Source organism: Streptomyces sp. NRRL B-24572 (assembly GCF_002156145.1).
Taxonomy (GTDB): Bacteria; Actinomycetota; Actinomycetes; order Streptomycetales; family Streptomycetaceae; genus Streptomyces; species Streptomyces vietnamensis.
Genome location: NZ_MWIG01000918.1, coordinates 1 through 2,912 on the forward strand (window position 1 = coordinate 1; position 2,912 = coordinate 2,912).

Annotated in this window: 1 protein-coding gene and 1 pseudogene; both read left to right on the top strand. The window is 77.1% G+C overall.

Annotated features, from left to right (window positions below; all coding sequences use genetic code 11):
- Nucleotides 1-1,007: pseudogene (locus tag CCN56_RS38235) on the top strand (ATP/GTP-binding protein); the annotation flags it as partial.
- Nucleotides 1,008-1,312: 305 nt separating this feature from the next.
- Nucleotides 1,313-2,866 carry a PucR family transcriptional regulator gene (locus CCN56_RS38240; protein ID WP_086832255.1) on the top strand — a complete coding sequence of 518 codons (1,554 nt, stop codon included), beginning with the start codon at nt 1,313-1,315 and terminating at the stop codon, nt 2,864-2,866.
- Nucleotides 2,867-2,912 lie beyond the last annotated feature (46 nt).

Consider the following 2,912-nt stretch of genomic DNA (forward strand, 5'->3'; position numbering starts at 1 on the left):
CCCTCCATGTCGCCGACGAGCCCCTCGGCGAGGAACGCGGCGGCCTCGTCGGCGACATGGAGGGCGTGGAGCCCCGGCGCGCCGCCACCGCGCTCGCGCAACTCATCGGCCCGTACCGGACGGTGTACGGGCGCTTCCCGACCGTCCCGGTCCTGCGGGAGCTGCTCGAAGCCCACCCCGAGACCCTGCGGGCGCTCCTCGACCTGCTGCCGGAGGACGGTGCGGCCCAGGCCATGCGCCGCGAGCTGGACTCCCGGATCCGCCAGGTCGGCACCGCCACGGACGTGGGCCCCGTCCTCGCCGACCGGCTCGCCGTCCTCGACCGGCCCGCGTTCGCCGCGTTCTTCGGCGCCGGGGGCACGGAGGTGCGCCCCTTCTCCCTGCGGGCCGTGGCCCAGCACCCGGTGCGGGTGCGGGTCGCCCTGCCGGACGGCGGCCACGAGGAGGCCGCACGGCTGCTCGGCCGGCTGCTGCTCGCCCAGTTCCAGTACGTCACCCGGGACCGGGCCGGGCGCGGTCACTTCGTCTGCCTCGTACTCGACGACGCGGCGGGCGCGGTCACGGCGGGGACCGTACGGGGCCTCCAGCGGCTGCGCACGCAGAACGCGGGTGTCGTGCTCGCCCTCCGCACCCTCGCCGAGGTGCCCGAGGCGCTGCACGGGCCGCTCCTCGCGATCGTCGGCTGCCGGATGGCCTTCGCGGGTCTCCCCACCTGGGACGGCAAGGCCTTCGCCGAGGCGTGGGGCACCGAACGCGTGGAGATGACCGAGGTCGCCCATCACACCGTCTTCGCCGACCAGCCGATGACCCGGGCCATCCACGCCCTGCGCAAGCTGGTGACGGGCAAGGCCGTGACGACCGAGGCCGTGACCGTACGAGAGGTGGAGCGGCAGCGCTGGTCCGCCTCCGACCTCGCCCACGCCGTTCCGCCCGGCCACGCCGTCCTCTCGCTGAGCCATGTACGCGGCGAGCAGGTGCCGCCCATGCTGGTCGACCTGCGCGGCTGAGGGAGGGGCAGCTCGTACGGCCGGCGCGGCCAGTACGGCTGGCGCGGCCCGTACGGCGCGCCCGGCCCGTACGGCTTGCCCGGCCCGTACGGCGCGCACGGCTCGCCTCGCGGCCGAGGGGCGTCCCGCCCGGACGCACAGGCGCCCACCTGCGCGGCCGACCGGTCCCACCGCCCCGCGCGCCCGCGCGGGCTTCCGCCGGCCCTGGCACAATCGGGGGCGCCGCTCGGCTGAGCGGCGCCTCCCCGCCGCCGTGCACGGCTCCCCCCGCGCGCGGTCCTCGCTCAAAGGTCCGACGGTCCCCAATGCCGCCCACCCTCGCCTCGCTCGTGCAGCACTCCGCCCTCAAGCTCATCGTCCGTGCCGGTGAGGACCGTCTCGACACCCCCGTCCGCTGGGCCCACGTCAGCGAGCTCGCCGACCCCGTCCCGTACATGGAGGGCGGTGAACTCCTCCTCACCACCGCGCTCACGCTCGACGCGGAGGACCTGGAGGCGATGCGCCGCTATGTGCGGCGGCTGCTCGGTGCCGGGGTGGTCGGGCTCGGGTTCGCCGTGGGCGTCAACTACGAGGAGATCCCGCCGGCCCTGCTCGACGCGGCCCGCGAGGAGCATCTGCCGCTGCTCGAAGTGCCGCGCCGGACGCCGTTCCTCGCCATCAGCAAGGCCGTGTCGGCGGCCATCTCCGCCGACCAGTACCGCGCCGTCACGGCCGGTTTCGAGGCCCAGCGCGAGCTGACCCGGGCCGCGCTCGCCGAGGGCCCCGAGGCCGTCGTCGCCCGGCTCGCCGCACACGTCGACGGCTGGGCCGCGCTGTACGACGCCTCCGGCACCGTCGTCGCGGTCTCGCCCGAATGGGCGGCGCGCCGGGCCGCCCGGCTCACCCCCGACGTGGAGCGGCTGCGCGAGCGCCCCGCGCCCGCCAGCGCGGTCGTCGGCGGTACGGACGACCGCGTCGAACTCCAGTCCCTCGGCAGCGGGCGCCGGGTGCGGGGTGCCCTCGCCGTCGGTACGGGCGCTCCCCTCGGCACGGCCGAGCGGTACGCCGTGCACTCGGCGATCGCCCTGCTCACCCTCACGACGGAACGTTCCCGCTCGCTCCAGGCGGCCGAGCAGCGGCTCGGCGCGGCGGTCCTCCGCCTGATGCTCGCGGGCCAGCCGGAGCCCGCCCGTGCGGTGGCCGGGGACCTGTACGGAGGGCTGCTCGACGCCCCGTACCGGCTGCTCGTCGCCGAACCCGCCGGGGGAGAGCCGGCCGCGGAGCCGCCGCTGCCGGTGCTCGCCGAGGCCCTGGAGGCCGCCGCCGCCCGCGCGGGCGAGGCGGTGCTCACCGTCGCCGAGAGCGCGCAGCGGCTCGTCGTCCTCGCCGGGGACGGGGGCGCGGTCGTCGCCGCCTGCGAGGGGTACGCGGAGCGGGAGGCGGAGGAGGCCGGTGTCGTCGTCGGCCTCTCGGCCCCGGCGGGCCCGAGCGCCGCGGCAGCCGCGTACAAGCAGGCCGAGCAGGCCCTCTCGGTCGCCCGGCGGCGGGGCAGGGCGCTCGTCGAGCACGAGGACCTGGCGGCGGGCTCGGTCCTGCCGCTCCTGGCCGACGACGCCGTCCGGGCCTTCGCCGACGGGATGCTCCGCGCGCTGCGGGAGCACGACGCGACCGGCCGCGGCGACCTGGTGGCCTCGCTGCGGGCCTGGCTCTCCCGGCACGGCCAGTGGGACGCGGCGGCGGCGGACCTGGGGGTCCACCGGCACACGCTGCGGTACCGGATGCGCCGGGTGGAGGAGATCCTCGGCCGCTCCCTGGACGATCCGGACGTCCGGATGGAGCTGTGGCTGGCCCTGAAGGCGACCGGCGAGGGCGCGGAGTAGCCGGACGTCCTGGCCGGATGTCTTGACCGGACGTCCTGGCCGGATG

Bases quoted from the DNA above. Each gene is read 5' to 3' on its own strand.
- CCN56_RS38240 (WP_086832255.1), top strand. From the start codon at position 1,313: ATGCCGCCCACCCTCGCCTCGCTCGTGCAGCACTCCGCCCTCAAGCTC.